Annotated in this window: 16 protein-coding genes; 7 read left to right on the forward strand and 9 right to left on the reverse strand. The window is 65.5% G+C overall.

From position 1 onward, the window contains the following. The first annotated feature begins 165 nt into the window (after positions 1–165). Positions 166–957 (forward strand): DUF4167 domain-containing protein, encoded by a 792-nt coding sequence (locus tag ACVIW0_RS37790; protein WP_461356851.1) that lies wholly within the window; start codon positions 166–168, stop codon positions 955–957. A 65-nt stretch (positions 958–1,022) separates the two neighbouring features. Here the strand turns inward: ACVIW0_RS37790 and ACVIW0_RS37795 are convergent, their stop codons facing one another. Beyond that, positions 1,023–1,775: a class I SAM-dependent methyltransferase gene (locus ACVIW0_RS37795; RefSeq protein ID WP_461356852.1), complete on the reverse strand. Its 753-nt coding sequence runs from the start codon at positions 1,773–1,775 to the stop codon at positions 1,023–1,025. 186 nt (positions 1,776–1,961) lie between these two features. On the opposite strand from ACVIW0_RS37795, the gene gloB reads away from it, so the two are divergent. Both gloB and ACVIW0_RS37805 read left to right on the forward strand, forming a co-directional pair. Then, entirely contained in the window at positions 1,962–2,729 is a 768-nt protein-coding gene (gene gloB / locus ACVIW0_RS37800) for a hydroxyacylglutathione hydrolase (RefSeq protein WP_461356853.1), read from the forward strand. Further along, complete coding sequence (locus ACVIW0_RS37805; protein WP_461357540.1) at positions 2,729–3,160, forward strand: cupin domain-containing protein; 432 nt, start codon at positions 2,729–2,731, stop codon at positions 3,158–3,160. The genes gloB and ACVIW0_RS37805 overlap by 1 nt, the downstream gene beginning before the upstream one ends. Positions 3,161–3,281: 121 nt before the next feature. Here the strand turns inward: ACVIW0_RS37805 and yddG are convergent, their stop codons facing one another. The 3 genes from yddG to ACVIW0_RS37820 all read right to left on the reverse strand — a co-directional run bounded on the left by yddG (position 3,282) and on the right by ACVIW0_RS37820 (position 6,451). After that, entirely contained in the window at positions 3,282–4,148 is an 867-nt protein-coding gene (gene yddG / locus ACVIW0_RS37810) for an aromatic amino acid exporter YddG (RefSeq protein WP_461356854.1), read from the reverse strand. A 133-nt stretch (positions 4,149–4,281) separates the two neighbouring features. Then, positions 4,282–5,007, reverse strand: coding sequence for an acetoacetyl-CoA reductase (gene phbB, locus ACVIW0_RS37815; protein WP_461356855.1), 726 nt, complete (start codon positions 5,005–5,007; stop codon positions 4,282–4,284). 265 nt (positions 5,008–5,272) lie between these two features. Further along, positions 5,273–6,451 (reverse strand): acetyl-CoA C-acetyltransferase, encoded by a 1,179-nt coding sequence (locus tag ACVIW0_RS37820; protein WP_461356856.1) that lies wholly within the window; start codon positions 6,449–6,451, stop codon positions 5,273–5,275. Positions 6,452–6,765: 314 nt separating this feature from the next. Here ACVIW0_RS37820 and phaR point away from each other — a divergent pair, with 314 nt between their 5' ends. Then, positions 6,766–7,356 carry a polyhydroxyalkanoate synthesis repressor PhaR gene (phaR, locus tag ACVIW0_RS37825; RefSeq protein WP_456751014.1) on the forward strand — a complete coding sequence of 197 codons (591 nt, stop codon included), beginning with the start codon at positions 6,766–6,768 and terminating at the stop codon, positions 7,354–7,356. Between the two features lie 167 nt (positions 7,357–7,523). On the opposite strand, the gene ACVIW0_RS37830 is transcribed toward phaR, so the two are convergent. Further along, positions 7,524–9,215 (reverse strand): putative bifunctional diguanylate cyclase/phosphodiesterase, encoded by a 1,692-nt coding sequence (locus ACVIW0_RS37830; protein WP_461356857.1) that lies wholly within the window; start codon positions 9,213–9,215, stop codon positions 7,524–7,526. A 220-nt stretch (positions 9,216–9,435) separates the two neighbouring features. Here ACVIW0_RS37830 and ACVIW0_RS37835 point away from each other — a divergent pair, with 220 nt between their 5' ends. Continuing rightward, the gene (locus tag ACVIW0_RS37835; RefSeq protein ID WP_461356858.1) at positions 9,436–9,720 is read left to right on the forward strand and encodes a hypothetical protein; all 285 of its coding nucleotides are present in this window, start codon (positions 9,436–9,438) and stop codon (positions 9,718–9,720) included. Positions 9,721–9,732: 12 nt separating this feature from the next. Here the strand turns inward: ACVIW0_RS37835 and ACVIW0_RS37840 are convergent, their stop codons facing one another. From ACVIW0_RS37840 to mtgA, 4 genes are all read right to left on the reverse strand, one after another. After that, on the reverse strand, positions 9,733–10,203 hold the full coding sequence (locus ACVIW0_RS37840) for a YybH family protein (protein WP_461356859.1): 471 nt from the start codon (positions 10,201–10,203) through the stop codon (positions 9,733–9,735). A gap of 20 nt (positions 10,204–10,223) precedes the next feature. Then, positions 10,224–10,844 carry a hypothetical protein gene (locus tag ACVIW0_RS37845; protein ID WP_461356860.1) on the reverse strand — a complete coding sequence of 207 codons (621 nt, stop codon included), beginning with the start codon at positions 10,842–10,844 and terminating at the stop codon, positions 10,224–10,226. A gap of 198 nt (positions 10,845–11,042) precedes the next feature. Beyond that, a complete protein-coding gene (rpmF, locus tag ACVIW0_RS37850) occupies positions 11,043–11,228 on the reverse strand; it encodes a 50S ribosomal protein L32 (protein WP_021077536.1) in 186 nt (61 codons plus the stop codon). Between the two features lie 159 nt (positions 11,229–11,387). Then, entirely contained in the window at positions 11,388–12,059 is a 672-nt protein-coding gene (mtgA, locus tag ACVIW0_RS37855) for a monofunctional biosynthetic peptidoglycan transglycosylase (RefSeq protein ID WP_461356861.1), read from the reverse strand. A 200-nt stretch (positions 12,060–12,259) separates the two neighbouring features. Between mtgA and ACVIW0_RS37860 the strand changes: the two genes are divergently transcribed. Further along, entirely contained in the window at positions 12,260–13,180 is a 921-nt protein-coding gene (locus tag ACVIW0_RS37860) for a polyprenyl synthetase family protein (RefSeq protein WP_461356862.1), read from the forward strand. A 16-nt stretch (positions 13,181–13,196) separates the two neighbouring features. Next, entirely contained in the window at positions 13,197–13,877 is a 681-nt protein-coding gene (locus ACVIW0_RS37865) for a DUF1345 domain-containing protein (RefSeq protein WP_461356863.1), read from the forward strand. Positions 13,878–14,014: the final 137 nt, after the last annotated feature.

The raw sequence follows: 14,014 nt of genomic DNA on the forward strand, positions 1-14,014 counted from the left end.
ACGCGTCTTTGCTGAACGCGACTTTGCTGAACGAAATGGTCGGCGACATCGATGCCACTTCGAACGGTATTGCGATTCCGTGTGCCTAGGCGCGCGCCGAATCGGACATGACGGATCGAACACGACGGACTGCAATCACTTCAGGGCTGGAATAAAAGGCGACAGATGAGAAACGGTCAGAACAACAAGCGGATGCGCAACCGGAATAACAACAACAATAACAACAACAATAACCGGCGCGGCCAGAATCCCCTGACACGGGTATACGAATCGAACGGACCCGACATCAAGATCCGCGGCACGGCCTCCCACGTCGCCGAGAAATACGTCCAGCTGGCGCGCGATGCACGCTCCTCCGGCGACCCGGTGGCAGCCGAGAACTACTATCAGCACGCCGAGCACTACTACCGGATCATCGCGGCTGCGCAGGAGCAGTTCCGGCAGAATCAGCAGCAGCCGCGTCCCGACGCCGAGCCGGCCGTGACCGAAGACGGCGACGACGACAATGACGGCTATTCGAGCTTCGGCCAGGAGCCGGGCTTCGTGCCGCAGCAGCAGCAACCCTTCCTGCGCGAGGTCGGCCAGCAGCCGTACCAGCGCGATCAGCAGCAGCCGCGCGAGCATCGCGAACGGGACCAGCAGCCGCGTGAGCACCAACCGCGCGAACATCGCGAGCGCGAGCATCGTCCGCAGCCGCAATACCAGCCGCAACCGCAGAACCAGCCGCAGCCCGCGATGGCCGATGCCGGCGGCGTCGATCGCCTGCCCTCGTTCATCACCGGCGGCGCGCAGCCGCAGGTCAATGGGGCCTATGAAGGCAACAATGGCGGCGCAGCAGAGCGCGGCGAACGCAGCGAGCGCTTCCCGCGCCGCCGCCGCCGTCCGCACGGCCCGCGTCCCGACATGGCGGCGCAGCCCGCGCCGAGCGGCGACGACTTCAATCCGGGCAACGAGTAACGCAACGCATCTTTGCGGCCACCCTCCACTGGAGGGTGGCCGGTCCGTGTCACGCCTGCGTCGTTTTACGACTCCGAGTGCGTCGATTTGCGCGTTGCCGTCGAGGACGGCACCAGCACCGGACGCAATGACGGGATCAGCTGGGTGCGCTCGCGGCGCGCCGGGATCGCGCGATAGACCTGCTTGCTGGCCTCCACAATATGGACGCCGGCGAACGGCATCGACAGCGCGGCGCCGACGCGCTCCCACGCCATGGCCGAGCGCAGGAACCAGCTGCCCTGCACCGGCGGCATGAACAGCGCCTCGCCCCATGACGCCGGCGTGAACCAGGTCTGCCGCAACAGCTGGGTAATTTGCGCCCGCGAATAGGGCCGGCCATGGCCGAACGGCGTGGCATCGGTGCGGGTCCAGACGCCGCGCCGGTTCGGAATGATCGCGATCAGCCGCCCCGACGGCGACAGCACCCGCCACACCTCGCGCAGCAGCCGCTCGGGATCATCCGACATCTCCAGCGCATGCACCAGCAGCACGCGGTCGACCGCGGCATCGGGCAGCGGCATCGAGAATTCGTCGATCAGGGTCGCCAGCGCCGGCCGGCCGGTCGGCCATTTCAGCACGCCCTGGGCCGCCGGCATGAAGGCAATGCAGCGCTCGCAGGTCTCGCGGAACAGGCCGAGATAGGGCGTTGGATAGCCGAGCCCGAGCACACGCTGGCCGTCCGCGTTCGGCCATCGTGCGCGGATGCCGCGGTTGATGAGCTGCCGCGCCACGATGCCGAGGCGCTGCGAATAGAAGTCGCGGAGGTCGATGACGTCCATGGTTGCTAGCCTAACATGCCGGCAGCTAGCCGGCTGCGCGGAAAATTGCGTTGCCGCCGGAGCGTTAACGCCATATTTCACACCCATATTGGGCGCGTTAAGAGCATGACCCGGGAAAGTTGCGACCGGTTTTTTCCCAGACGATCATGCCCTGAAATGTCCGTCCCGTTTGTTCGTGGAGATATCATGACCGCCGAGATTCGTACCTTCAGCTGCCTCACCGACAATTTCGGGTACCTGATCCACGATCCCGCGACCGGCGCAACGGCGTCGATCGACGCGCCGGAGGCCGGTCCGATCATCAAGGCGCTGGAGCGCGAAGGCTGGACGCTGACCGACATCCTGATCACCCATCACCATGGCGACCATGTCGGCGGCGTCGCCGAGCTGAAGCAGAAATATGGCTGCCGAGTCGTCGCCCCGCACGACCAGTCGGCGAAGATCGCCAATGTCGATCTGCGCGCCGCCAATGCCGACGTCATCAAGGTCGGCAGCCTCCTGGCCCGCGTGGTCGAAACGCCCGGCCATACCCTCGACCATATCTCCTACGTGTTCGACGGCGAGAAGGCGGTGTTCGCCGCCGACACGCTGTTCTCGATCGGCTGCGGCCGGGTGTTCGAGGGCAGCTATCCGATGATGTGGGATTCGCTTTTGAAGCTGCGTTCGCTGCCGGACGACTTCCGTCTCTATTGCGGCCATGAATACACCGCTTCCAACGTGAAGTTCGCGCTGACCATCGAGCCCGATAATCCGGCGCTACAGGCGCGCGCGGCGGAAGTCACGAAGCTGCGAGCCGAGAACAAGCCGACGATCCCCGTGCTGCTCGGCGACGAGAAGAAGGCCAACGTGTTCCTGCGCGCCGACGAGCCCGTTGTCGCAGCCAAGCTGCACATGAAGGGCGCCGACCCGGCCCAGGTGTTCGGCGAGCTCCGCGAGCGCAAGAACAAGTCGTGATGTCACAGCTCTCGGCTGCCGACATCGTCGCGCGGCTCGACCTGAAGCCGCATCCCGAAGGCGGGCATTATCGCGAGACGTTTCGCGACGAACGCCGCGATGCCGATGGCCGTTCGCATTCGACCGCGATCTATTTCCTGCTGGCGCGCGGCGAGCGCTCGCACTGGCATCGCATCGACGCCGTCGAGACGTGGCACTATTACGCCGGCGCGCCGCTGACGCTGCGGATCGCGCCGGAAGGCGAGCAACAGCACGCGATCGCGCTCGGGCCTGACGTCATCGGCGGCGAGCAGCCGCAGGTGATCGTGCCGGCTGGCGCCTGGCAGGCCGCGGAGAGCAGCGGCGACTGGACGCTGGTCGGCTGCACCGTCGCACCGGGATTCGAGTTCGCGACGTTCGAGCTGGCGCCGAAAGGCTGGGAGCCGGCTTAGTTCGTCATTCCGGGGCGCGCGGAGCGCGAGCCCGGAATCCATTGGGCCGCAGGTGCAAGCGGTGAAATGGATTCCGGGCCTGCGCCAAGTGGCGCATCCCGGAATGACGAGTTGATAACCCTCAGCGCTTCCACACCATGTCCTTCGCCGCGATCAGCCCACCGCCGGCAATCAGGATCGCGGCGATGGCGATGTTGGCGCTCGGCCTGGCAAAGCCCGCAAGAATCAGGAACGCGGTCGAGAGCAGCGGCGTGGCGTAGGAGGCCGCGCCGAGCACGCGGATGTCGCCGCGCTTCATGCCGATATCCCAGGCAAAGAACGCAGCCCCCACCGGACCGACGCCGAGCGCGGCGACGGCGAGCCATTGCAGCGGTGTCGCGGGCCACACCGTGGTCTCCACCATCATGTGCACCAGCGCGGCGAGCACCGCCGTCGCAAGGCAGAAGCCCGCCACCGCATCGGTCGGCACCGCCTTGAGCCGGCGCGACATCACCGAATAGGACGCCCAGACGAACGCCGCGACGAAGGCCGCCGCGAAGCCTGGAATCTGCGCTGCTGTGAAGCTGCCGGTGTTGCCGGCAAACAGCAGCACGGTGCCGACAAGGCCGAGCAGCGCGCCGACGATGTGATGGATCGCCAGCCGCTCGCCCGGCAGCAGCGAGGAGAACAGCACGATCAAGAGCGGCCAGAGATAATTGAGCAGGCCGGCCTCGGCCGGCGGCGCGAAGCGCAGCGCGAGGAAATACAGCGCGTGATAGCCGAACAGCCCGCCGATGCCGACGACCCAGGCGATCAGCGGCTGCTTCAAGGCGCCGAAGGCAGACGGCCGCAGCAGGAAACTTGCGAACGCCACCGCGGCGCCGATCGCAAAGGTCATGGCAGCGAGCTGGAAGGCCGGGATCGTCCCGGTCGCGACCGTCATGACCGACAGCAGCGACCACATCAGGATGGCGGTCAGTCCGACAAGGGTGGCAGTTCGGGTCGTCATCTCAATTCAATCTGCCGTGGCGGCGCCACGTCCTTGCTTCGCGCCCCGCGGTTGTAACGACGAAAATGCCCGGCACAAGGCCGGGCATCACGACTCGATCGCGTGCGCCTGCGGCGCAACGACGCTTGACGCGTCAGGCGTGATACTGGCCGCCGTTGATGGTCAACGTCGAGCCGGTGATGAAGCCGGCCTCGTCGGCAGCGAGGAATACGACCGCGCGCGCGATCTCCTCGGGCTCGCCGAGGCGGTTGACCGGGATCTGCGGGATCACGTTCTTCTCCAGCACATCCTTCGGCACCGCCTGCACCATCTCGGTGTTGATATAGCCGGGCGCGATGACGTTGACGGTGATGCCGCCTTTGGCGTTCTCCAGCGCCAGGGCCTTGGTGAAGCCGATGTCGCCGGCCTTCGCCGCCGAATAGTTGACCTGGCCGAACTGGCCCTTCTGGCCGTTGATCGAGGAGATCGAGATGATGCGGCCGAACTTGCGGGCGCGCATGCCCTCGATGACCTGGCGCGTCATGTTGAACAGCGAGCCGAGATTGGTGTTGATCACCTCGTTCCACTGCTGCAGCGTCATTTTGTGGAAGGCAGTGTCGCGGGTGATGCCGGCATTGTTGACCAGCACATCGACCGGGCCGAGATCGGCCTCGACCTGCTTCACGCCGGCCGCGCAGGCGTCGAACGAGGCGACATCCCATTTGTAGACGGGGATGCCGGTCTCCGCCTTGAACTTCTCCGCCGCAGCATCATTGCCGGCATAGCTCGCCGCGACCTTGTAGCCGGCCGCTTTCAAGCCCTTGCTGATCGAAGCTCCGATGCCCCGCGTTCCGCCCGTCACCAATGCAACTCGTGCCATTGTCCGTCTCCTCCTTGGCCGTCTTTTATGACCGGATCACGCCGGCCTTCGCACTCAACAAAGCGCGATGAGATCAGGCTGAATGGTCATCGCGCCTTAGCTCCCTTTTTGAGCATGATCTTGTCGGAAAACCGCTTCGCACTTTTCCGGTTCATGCGCTCGAAAATAAAAATGCCCGGCGCAAAGCCGGGCATCTTTTCTATCAGCTCGCGCCGCGGTTGACAGATGATCTTTTCATCACCTAACCGATCTCGCTGCCTTTTGTTCAGTCGCGTGCAACGCACATGGCGATGCCCATGCCGCCGCCGATACACAACGTCGCGAGGCCCTTCTTGGCATCGCGCTTCTGCATCTCGTGCAGCAGCGTCACCAGCACGCGCGCACCCGAGGCGCCGACCGGATGGCCGATCGCGATCGCGCCACCATTGACGTTGACCTTGGCCGGATCCCAGCCGAGGTCCTTGTTGACCGCGCAGGCCTGCGCCGCGAACGCCTCGTTGGCCTCGATCAGATCGAGGTCGGCGATGTTCCAGCCGGCCTTCTTCAGTGCCGCGCGCGAGGCGGGGATCGGACCGGTGCCCATGATCTTGGGATCGACGCCGGCCTGCCCCCACGAGACGATCCGGGCCAGCACCTTCTTGCCCTGCTTGGCGGCTTCCTTGGCGGTCATCAGCACGACGGCGGCGGCGCCGTCATTGATGCCCGAGGCGTTGCCGGCGGTCACGGTGCCGTCCTTCTCGAACGCGGCGCGCAGCTTGGCCATCGCATCGAGCGTGGCGCCGTGGCGCGGATATTCGTCGGTGTCGACCACGATATCGCCCTTGCGGGACTTGATGGTGACCGGGACGATCTCGTCCTTGAACTTGCCGGCCTTCTGCGCCGCCTCGGCCTTGTTCTGCGAGCCGACCGCGAACTCGTCCTGCTGCGACCTTGTGATCTGGTACTGCTTGGCGACGTTCTCGGCGGTGTTGCCCATGTGGTAGCCGTTGAAAGCATCCCAGAGACCGTCCTTGATCATGGTGTCGACCAGCTGGAGGTCACCCATCTTGACGCCGCCGCGCAAATATTGCGCGTGCGGGGCCATGCTCATGCTTTCCTGGCCGCCTGCGACGACGATCGAGGAATCGCCGTTGAGCAGCGCCTGGTAGCCGAGCGCCACCGTGCGCAGGCCCGAGCCGCAGAGCTGGTTAACGCCCCAAGCCGGGCTTTCCACCGGGATGCCGGCTGCGATCGAAGCCTGGCGGGCCGGGTTCTGGCCCTGGGCGGCGGTGAGGATCTGGCCCATGATGACTTCGGAGACCTGGCCACCCTCGACGCCGGCACGCTCCAGCGCCGCCTTGATGGCGATCGCACCGAGGTCATGGGCCGGGGTGGTGGCGAAGGCGCCGTTGAAGCTGCCGACGGGGGTGCGGGCGGCGCTGACGATGACGACATCGTCTGACATGGACATCTCCTTTTGGTTGTAGCTGGGTTTCTCGACGGCGGGCGGCCGGTTTGGCGGGCCTGTCTCTTAACGACTATCCTGTAAAGCTCATTGAGCCATGTCAATCGAACTGTCGCGCAAATTGCGCCGCGGCGCACTCAAAATGACGCCCTTGGCACATTCCTGAGCAAATCCTATGCTTTGGAATTAACCGCAAAGCACAAAACGGTAGCCGAACGGCTTTGAAAATGCTTACCTTTGCTGCGATGCGTTGCATTTAGCCCTGCGGCGATGCCGTCGGGGTCCCAGGTTCTTCGGTGTTGAAGTGAGAGCCCATGGCAAAATCTGAACATCCGACCACGATCAAGAAATACGCGAACCGGCGGCTCTATAATACCGGTACGAGCACCTATGTGACGCTCGAGGATCTCGCGGCGATGGTGAAGGAGGGCGAGGATTTCCTCGTTTACGACGCCAAGACCGGCGACGACATAACCCGCTCCGTGCTCGCGCAAATCATCTTCGAGCAGGAAAACAAGGCCGGGCAGAACCTGCTGCCGACCACCTTCCTGCGCCAGCTGATCCGCTTCTATGGCGACAGCATGCAGATGGTGGTGCCGAAATATCTCGAACAGTCGATCGAGACGCTGACCAAGGAGCAGGAGAAGTTCCGCAAGCAGATCGCGGGCGCGCTGAGCGGCACGCCGTTTGCGCCGCTGGAAGAGCAGGTCCGCCGCAACATGGAGCTGTTCCAGCAGACCTTCTCGATGTTCAAGCCGTTCGTGCCGCAGCGCGGCGGCACTGAGGCCGAGAAGGTGCCGGAGCCCGCGCCTGACGATGGCAACATCGACGACCTGCGCCGCCAGATGAAAGACATGCAGGAGCGCCTCGAGCGCATGTCGCAGCCGGCGAAGAAGGACGAGTAGGTTCTCGTCTCAGTCGCTGAGCTGTCCAGGTCTGAATCCCGTCACCCTGAGGAGCCGCGCCCTTGCGCGGCGTCTCGAAGGGTCGACGGCCACTAGCCGGGCCGTGCATCCTTCGAGACGCCGCTACGCGGCTCCTCAGGATGACGGATCTATGGTGGTGCGTCGTCCTAACCCGTAGCCGGCACGGTCTTCCCCGCCGGCACGTTCCACGGCCGGTCCGGCGAGGCGAGGCCGATCAGGCGGCCCTGGATGAAGTCACAGCCCCATTCGCGCAGCATCGCGGCGGCCTCCTCGTCCTGCACCCATTCGGCGACCGTCTTGATCTCAAGGCGGCGCGCGAGATCGATCAGCGTCTGCACGAAGGCGCGGTCGTCGGCCGAGCGCACGATGTTCTGCACGAAAGCGCCATCGATTTTCACAATGTCGACGCCGAGCTTGCGCAGATTGCGGAACGAGGTGTAGCCGGCGCCGAAATCGTCGATCGCGATCCGGCTGCCGAAATTCTTCAGCCGCGTGACGAAACCGCGGACGTCGTCGATATCCTGGATCGCAACCGTCTCGGTGATCTCGACGATCAGCCGCTCGCCGACGCCGGGATGTGCGCGCATCAAGGATTCGATGGTCGCCCACCAGTCCGGGTCCATCGTGGTGTCGGGCGAGATGTTGAGGCTGAGCTGCACGCCCGAGGCGGCCGCAAGCTCGGCGATCGCAAGCTCCAGCACGCGGTGATCGACCAGCCGGATCAGGCCGAGCCGCTCGGCGACCGGCACGATATCGGGCGCCAGCAGCGCGCGGCCGTCATCCTGCTCCATGCGGACCAGGCACTCGTAGAACGCAGGCTGCCGCAGGCGCGCATCGACCACCGGCTCGAAGCCGATCACGATGCGGCGCTCGTTCAGCGCGGTGACGATCTCGTCGGTGACGCGGATGTTGACGCGGCGCTGGGCGTCGCGCTCGACATTCGGCTTCCACAGCGCAAACGATCCGGCACGGCGGCTCTTGGCGGCGTCCAGCGTCTCCTGGGCGCGGTTGACTGCCTCCTCCGCCGACCTCGCGTGCCGCGGGATGGTGACGGCGCCGATCGATGACGTCACCGACACCGGGCCGGACTTGGTCGGCACCACCTCGTCGCGCACCGCGGCGAGGAAGCGCTCGGCCGCGACATTGGTGTCGTCGACGGTGCAGTTGCGCAGGATCAGGCCGAACTTGTTACCGGAGAAGCGGCCGAGCATGTCGCCGCTGCGCAGCCGCGCGCGGATCCGCTTCGCAACCTCGGCGATGACGGCGTCGGCGACATCGAAGCCGAAGGCATCGTTGATCCGCGCCAGATGATCGATGCCGATCAGCATGAAGGCGCAGGAGGTGCGGAAGCGCGCGCACTCCTCGATCGCTTCGGCGAGCGAGGCGACCAGATGGGTGCGGTTGAGCTCGTTGGTCAGCGGATCGTGCCGCGACAGCTTCAAGAGCTGCTCGTCGCGGGCATGGCGTTCATTGTTGATGCGGACGACGCCCTGCACGCGCGCCGGCCGGCCGTCGGAGCCCGCGAACCAGCAGCCGGTCTCCTCGATCCAGATCACCGGCGCCGAGGTGACGGCGCGCACGCCATATTCGATCCGGTAGGGCACGCCCTCCCCGCCGTGCACCGGCGCGGACTGGCCGAGCGCATCCGCGCGGATGCTGCGCGATGGCTCGATCAGCTTGGCGAGCTCGGCACCGCTGGCGAGCGCTTCGGCAGGGATATCCGGGAAGACCGTCGCCGCATTGTCGCTCCAGGCAATCGCGTCGGTCGCCAGGTCCCAGGCGAATGTCGCTTGGCCGAGCGAGGCGAGGATGCTGGCAGCTGGCGGGACAGGTGGCATCGAACATGTCTCGATCTGGGACGGAGCCCGGTGATTCTCCACACCCTCAAGATAGTGGTTCCGGCGAATCCAACGCTAGGAGAAGTTGATAAATAATCTGGAAACCACGTTTTGCGCTGCCGCGGAACGAACTGGGGATGGCGGGCATGACCCTTGCCATGAGGGTTGTCGCGGAGGGACGCGACGTCCCAAACTATGACGCTTCAACGGGTCGCAGGCGATGCTGGATATCGATCAATCGGAAATCCTGGACGGCGAATTCTGTGACGCGGCTGCGGTAACCAGCACGGCCCTGGTGCCGCTGGCGGTGACCACCCATTGGGCGCCCAAGATTCCGCTGCCCCACGGCGACCCTTCATTTCTGGCGCACCTGATCGCAACCGCCGCGCACGAACCGCAGACGCGCGGCTTGCGGCGTGGGTCATTGGCCGATGCGCAGAGCGCTTACGGCCCGCATGTCGACGAACGCCGCAGCGTCGCGCGGCGCACAAGGCAAATCATCTAAGCAGCAAGCGATTCAGCGAGCCTTGACCGGGCGGTTGCCGTGGCTGTCCTGCGGCACGCCGCGGCGCAGCGACATGTGGGAATGAATGCCGAGCCAGCGCCCGTCGGCCTGACGCGCGAGAATGATCGTCGCCCGCCCCGGGCGATCGAAGCGGCTGCCGTCCGGATGGAAGCCGGTGCTGGTCCAGGGTGCGATCACCGTCGCCATGCCGCCATCGCCGCTGACCAGCACCTCGGTGTGCGCGAGATCGAAGACGAAATCTGCGGTGCGGGGCCAGACATTGTCCCATTGCATCTCGGTCCAGCGTGCGCGGCCGTGGATCAGCTCCTGATAGGTGCCGAACGAGATGATGTCGGAATGCCAGAACGGACGGGCGGCCGCATAGTCGACTGCCCTGACGCAGGCCGCGAAGCGTTCGAGCCAGTCGAAGATCGATTGCCTCGTTTTCGGATCGGCGATCGGAAGAGCTGTTTCTCCGCTCATGATCGTCCTTCGCAAAGAGTCTAGCGCTGCGGCGCGTCCGACGATGGGTGGCCGCCCGGCTGCAAATCCGGCGAGGGGACCGTGGGCTTCGGCGCAGACTGATCGAGCAGCACGGATTCCGCAACCGACGTCGCCGGAGGAACGGCCGCGGCCGGTGGCGGCGGAGCAGCAGGCGCCGGTGCGGCGACAGGCGCGGGCTCGACACGCGGCGGCGCAGGCTGCGGCGGCTCGGGCTGCGCGCTGCTGACGCTCGGCGCGGGTGCCGCGACCACCGCACGGCGGCGGGTGCGCAGCGCAACTCCGGAAATGAAATCGACCAGCGCCAGCAGCGTGAGCAGGCAATAGGTCGAGTTGCCGAATTTCGGCCAGAGCAGGAATTCGGCGGCGGCGGCACCGAACACGATCAGCGACAGCAGATGATCGGTGAGATATTTCGCGCCGGGGCGCGCGCCCTTGATGACCTCGAGCAGCAGCAGCAGCGCGCCGGCCGCGAGCAGCATGTCGCCGAGCGTGATCTGCCACACTTCGCCCGACAGCAAGGTCAGCCTGATCAGCGGGTCCGTGAAGGACACGCCGGGCATCAGGAAAGCGATGATGTTGTAGACCGCGAGCGGAACGAGCAGCAGCGGAAAACCGACCATCGGGGCTTGCGCCTTATTCAGGGAGAACCAGCAATGCGGCGATGCTCATCGGCTTCGCCGCGGACGCGCCGTCTTGACCGCACTCGTTGGCCGAAATCGGGCGCCACGCCGTTTTGACTGGAGCGTGATCTCCGCGCAAACGCATCTTGCGTTTATCGCGCGGGATCATGCTCGGCGGCACGACAGCCGAAGGTCCGATCAGGACTCTTTCTTGGCCTTCAGGACCTGGCGGCCCTTGTACATGCCGGTCTTCAGGTCGAGGTGGTGCGGACGGCGCAGCTCGCCGGAGTCCTTGTCCTCGACATAGGTCGGGGTCTTGATCGCATCGGCCGAACGGCGCATGCCACGGCGCGACGGCGAGGTTTTTCTTCTGGGAACGGCCATGACGGTGTCCTCTAGGGTGTTGCGGAAGCATCGTCCGAAACGGGGACGAGCGCACAGCGCTTCAAAGCGCCAGCTGCGATGCCGGTAAGGCCGCGCTTATAGAGGAAGGCTCCGCGTAAAGCTAGGGCCGGAGACTGCAAAATGCGCCCGAAATCGCGCTCAATCGCCGCGATTTTCCCGCCAGCACCGCGTCACGGTGTTGGCCCGGGCCATGTAGGTGCCGGACAGCCTGCGCACCCCCGGACCCGGGTTCCGGGCGCTCCGTTTGACCGGATTCGGCAGAATTGCCGCCAAAAGTGCCGCCTCGCGAGGGGATAGCGCCGCAGCCGACCGGCCAAAGGCATATTGGGCGCCGGCTTCGGCACCAAACTGCCCGGATGGGCCCATTTCCGCGATATTGAGGTAGATTTCCAGGATCCGCTGCTTGGGCAGCACGAAATCGATCCAGAGCGCCAGCGGCAGCTCCAGCCCCTTGCGGATCACGCTGCGGCCCGGCCACAGGAACAGGTTCTTGGCCACCTGCTGGGTGATGGTCGAGCCGCCGCGCGCCGCCTCACCGTCCTCGGCGTCGTTGAGCGCCTCGCGCAGCGCCCCCCAATCGACCCCGTGGTGCTTGCAGAAATGCGCATCCTCGGAGGCAACCACGGACCGCGGCAAATACGGCGACATGCCGCCGAACTCGATCCAATGCCGCGTCACCGGAGCCCCGCGCAGGGTCCGCCATGCCATCAGGGCCGAAGCTGGCTGACCGGTGCGGTAGAACGGCGTCACCAGATAGGGCAGCAACAGCAGGGCCAGCAAAAGCAGCAATAAAATTCGGACGATGCGCAAAACGGTGGTTCCGGGGGAGGGCGTCTCCAGGGAGGATTTGCGACCCGCCCGCCAGAATACGGCCGGCGCCGTCAGACGTCTGAGGGATAATTCACGGTTTTTCCAGCACTTTTAAGGCGCAATCCGCCGCAGGGCAGCAATTGACGAAGCCGGTGCCATCAACGATTGTCCGGCCGAAAATCGATCTGGAGCAATTCTTAATGACGACCGGTACTGCAGAGTTTTCCAAGCGGCTGGACCAGACCGCGGAGGATACCGAAGCCCTGCTCGCGAAACTGCTGTCGGATGCGACCGAAAGCGACGAGATCGTGCGGCCGAAGCGGCTGATCGAGGCGATGCGCTATTCGAGCCTCGGCGGCGGCAAGCGGTTGCGGCCGTTCCTCGCGGTCGAAAGTGCCGCGGTGTTCGGCATTCCCCGCGACTCCGCGCTGCTGGTCGGCGCCGCGCTGGAATGCATCCATTGCTACTCGCTGATCCATGACGATCTGCCGGCGATGGACAATTCCGACCTGCGCCGTGGCCGCCCGACCCTGCACAAGGCCTATGACGACGCCACCGCGATCCTCGCCGGCGACGCGCTGCTCACCATCGCCTTCGACATCATCACCCGTGATGCGATCCACAAGGACGCCCAGGTCCGCCTGCTCCTGACCCGCGCGCTGGCGCGCGCCGCCGGCGTCGGCGGCATGGCCGGCGGCCAGATCCTCGACCTCGCCGGCGAAGGCCGCTTCGGCGACCGCGAGCCGGTCGACGTCGCGCGCCTGCAGCAGATGAAGACCGGCGCGCTGCTCCGCTTCGGCTGCATCGCCGGCGCGATCCTCGGCCAGTCCTCGCAAAAGGAGTACCAGGCGCTCGACGATTACGGCAAAGCACTCGGCGAAGCCTTCCAGATCGCCGACGATTTGCTCGACGTCGAGGGCGATGCCGCCGCGCTCGGCAAGCCGGCCGGCGCTGACGCTGCGCTCGGCAAGACCACCTTCGTCACCCAGCTCGGCATCGATGGCGCCAAGCAGCGCGTGCGTGATCTGCTGGCGCGCGCCGATGCCGCATTGTCGGTGTTCGGTGACCGGGGCGACGTGCTGCGCGCCGCGGCCCGCTTCGTCGCCGAGCGCAAGAACTAACCAAGAGCAAGTGCGAATGAACAAGGAGTTCGACGACCGCCTTGTTCGTTTCCGCAAGCTGCCGATGCCAGTCCGCATCGTCGTGGGCCGGCCGCGCACCTTCGTCTCGCTCGCGGTCGGCATTGCCATTGCGCTGTTGATCCCCGGCGCGACGCGTATCGTCACGCGCCTGCTCGCCGGCTGGGACGCCTTCGCCGCGCTCTATCTCGTGCTCGCCTATGTGATGATGCTGCGCTGTGGCGTCGCCCACATCAAGCGCAGCGCCATCCTGCAGGACGACGGCCGTTTCCTGATCCTGCTGCTGACCGCGTTCGGCGCGCTGGCGAGCCTGCTCGCTATCGTCTTCGAGCTCGGCGCCTCCAAGGGGAGCCCGGCGGGACTGGCGACCGCGATCATCACCATCACGCTGTCATGGACCGCGGTCCACACCGCGTTCGCGCTGCACTACGCCCACGAGTTCTACCGCGGCAAGTCGCCCGGCGGATTGCAGTTTCCGAGCGGCGATGCGCATGTCGACGCCGACTACTGGGACTTCGTCTATTTCTCGTTCGTGATCGGCATGACCGCGCAGGTCTCCGACGTCGGGATCACCGACAAGATCATCCGCCGCACCGCGACCGTGCACGGCATCATCTCGTTCGTGTTCAACACCGCGCTGCTGGCTTTGATGGTGAACATCGCGGCGAGCGCGATTTAGTTTCGCGATCAATTTGGATCGAGCGGTTCGGTCACCGCTTCACCTCTCCCCGACGGGGAGAGGTCGATTTGCGTAGCAAATCGGGTGAGGGGCCGCAGCGCTAACGAGAGACCGTAATCCCTCACCCGGCGCTGCGC

This window comes from Bradyrhizobium sp. USDA 4454, from assembly GCF_054822705.1.